Consider the following 2,708-nt stretch of genomic DNA (forward strand, 5'->3'; position numbering starts at 1 on the left):
CCAGCCACACAGAGAGCAACCCCCACCAAAGTGCCACCCCAAACAACAAAGAACCCCCCAGACACATCACCTGGGGGGTTCGGGGGGCTGGGCCCCCCGAAAGACATCGCGCGGGAGCCCAGGAAGATCCCCCAAAGGGGGATCGACCAGACCGCGCCCGATCGCGTGGGCGTACGTGGTTTCGAACCACGGACCTCTGCCGTGTGAAGGCAGCGCTCTACCACTGAGCTATACGCCCGACTTGGCCTGGTTGGACGCCTGGTCGGGTGCACCCGTATGGGTGTTCCGAGGCCTGGACGGCCTTCCGGAACCGCCCCTCGGCTGGGATGTGTTGCGTCCTCGCTGAGGTTGGACTCAGCTTACACGGACGGGACCGAGTGTCGGACGGGGGGTGGCCGCCGGACGGATGCGGGCATGTCAACCCTCCGGCCGATGGCCGGACAGCGCCGGGTTGACCGGGACTCGCCGTGGTTGAGACGGGTCCGGACAGGGAAGGCTGTGAGTGGCACGGCCTCGGCAGAACGGCCATTGTGCTCGGGGGAACCCTCAGTCGAACGCGGACAGCGATCGTCCGGCCACGTAAGGCCGACGGCCGCGCATACCGCGCCGGCCGGGTCTTCTCGGAGGACTTCGGTCGGGCTTCCTGGGTAGGGCAACTCGCCCGAATCGCCGTAACGGATGTTGTCTTGGCATAACCTTGTTTCCAACGGGACTCAGAGAGGGAACTATCTCGTTACACGGGTGCTCGCCCGCACCACGCACCATGAGAGGCCGCCCGATGACTATTCGTCACGATTCGATCACCGCAGAACTCGCCCTTCGGCTCGTCGTTCCCGGCGGCGCCCCGGTTCCGGTCGCCGCCACCGTCCGATACGAGCCTGCTGACCCTTATGCGGTCAGCATCGGCTTCCGTACCGGCGCCGACGAGGTCGTCGAATGGACATTCGCCCGGCAGCTGCTGAGCGACGGCGTGCGCCGGCCAGCCGGCGACGGCGATGTCCAGGTCTGGCCCGCCGCGCAGTCGGGCGGGCGGATCGTCTGCCTGTCGTTGTCCAGTCCATCCGGTCACGCTCTGTTCGAGATGCCGCGCGCGGAGGTGCTGGCCTTCCTCCGCCGCACGTACTCCGCTGTACCGCTCGGCGGGGAGAGCGACGTCATCGACCTGGATGCCGAACTCGCCCTACTGATCTGGGGCGGCCCCGAGCGGTGATCTCACCGGGGTCGGCACCGTGTCCGACCCCGGCAAACCGGTGCGGGCACTTCCGGCACAGATCAGGCGCACGATCATTCGCCTGGTGGGGAGAACTTCCCCACCAGGCGTTTTGCTGTCCGCGGTCAGCGGGCCGCCGCGATCCGCCGGGTCCGGGCCGCCTCGCGTGGCGGCATGGAGGGACCGGTCCGGCCGTCCCGCCCTGGTGACGAGGCCAGGGCGAGCAGCCGGTGCGCCTTCAGCTCGGTCTCGCGCCATTCCGCCTCCGGGTCGCTGCCCCAGGTGATGCCGGCGCCTGTCCCGAACCAGATCCGCTCGTCGGCGAGCCAGAACGTGCGGATTCCCACCGACAGCCAGCCGCGTCCGCTGTCGGCGTCCACCCAGCCGATGCCGCCGCAGTAGTGGCCGCGCGCCACCGGCTCCAGCTCCCGGATGATCCGCAGCGCGCTCGACTTGGGCGCTCCCGACACCGAGCCGGGTGGGCAGGTCGCGGCCAGCAGCTCGGCCCACCCCACACCCGGCGCCAGCGTGGCCTGCACGGTCGACACGAGGTGAACCAGGCCGGGATGCCGTTCCACCGCGCACAGCGCGGGCACCGTGACGCTGCCGGGCCGGGCGACCCGTCCCAGGTCGTTGCGAACGAGGTCGACGATCATGACGTTCTCCGCGACGTCCTTGTCCCGCAGGTCGGCGACCGTGCGCCCGGTGCCCTTGATCGGGCCGGACCGTACGAGGTCACCCTCCCGCGACAGGAACAGCTCCGGTGAGGCCCCGACGATGCGTACGCCGGCCTCGGGGGCGTCGAGCACCACCGAGTAGGGGGCTGGGTTGCCCGCGGCCAGGACGGTCGCCAGCGCGGCGAGGTCCGTGCCGGCGGGGCCGGGGACGGTGGGCGCGGACAGCAGCCGGCACAGGTTCACCTGGTAGACCTCGCCGGCGGCGATCTCGGACCGGATCGCGTGGACGCCGGCGATGTAGGCCGCGGCGTCCATGCTCGTCGCCCAGTCCGTCCGGGCGGGGCCGCGCCACGGCCCGGCCGCGAGCGCCGTGACGTCAGGCGCCGGGCGCACGTGCCTGAACCGGACGCAGCGGGTACGACCCTCGAAGTCGACGACGACTCCCCAGAAGCCACCGCGGTCGAGCACCCGGAGGTCGTCGTGCACTTCCACGACCCCGGTGGCGAGCCTGCCGCCCGCCAGCAGATAGGACTCCCGGCCGCGAACCCGCGCCGCGACGGGCCCGCCGGTCGCTCGTAGACGCACCTTTGTGCCACTCCTGTCCGTCGAGCCCCCGCGCGTTGTGCCCCCATTCGCCCCAGTCATCCTGATCACCGTATCGCCGTGGTCGCCGTACCCCACGCCCAGGTCACCGTGCGCGTGGCGCCCGGAGACGGCGGAGGTTTTGCCCTGTGCCCCTGTGTACGCGCCTCCGTCCCACCACCCCTGTTCTGCCTACCCCCGTTGTGCGCCGTCCCTCACCAGGTCCGCCCCCACACCGG

At 70.8% G+C, this 2,708-nt stretch carries 2 protein-coding genes and 1 tRNA gene; 1 reads left to right on the forward strand and 2 read right to left on the reverse strand.

Going from position 1 to position 2,708, the window contains the following annotated elements; translation table 11 throughout:
* Positions 1-166: 166 nt before the first annotated feature.
* Positions 167-238 (reverse strand) — tRNA-Val (locus FMEAI12_RS32850).
* 540 nt (positions 239-778) lie between these two features.
* On the opposite strand from FMEAI12_RS32850, the gene FMEAI12_RS32855 reads away from it, so the two are divergent.
* Positions 779-1,210, forward strand: coding sequence for an SsgA family sporulation/cell division regulator (locus FMEAI12_RS32855; protein WP_018500117.1), 432 nt, complete (start codon positions 779-781; stop codon positions 1,208-1,210).
* Positions 1,211-1,335: 125 nt separating this feature from the next.
* On the opposite strand, the gene FMEAI12_RS32860 is transcribed toward FMEAI12_RS32855, so the two are convergent.
* A complete protein-coding gene (locus tag FMEAI12_RS32860) occupies positions 1,336-2,472 on the reverse strand; it encodes a chorismate-binding protein (protein WP_198145367.1) in 1,137 nt (378 codons plus the stop codon).
* Positions 2,473-2,708: the final 236 nt, after the last annotated feature.

The organism is Parafrankia sp. Ea1.12 (assembly GCF_900465275.1).
Classification (GTDB): domain Bacteria; phylum Actinomycetota; class Actinomycetes; order Frankiales; family Frankiaceae; genus Parafrankia; species Parafrankia soli.

Bases quoted from the DNA above. Each gene is read 5' to 3' on its own strand.
- FMEAI12_RS32855 (WP_018500117.1), top strand. From the start codon at position 779: ATGACTATTCGTCACGATTCGATCACCGCAGAACTCGCCCTTCGGCTC.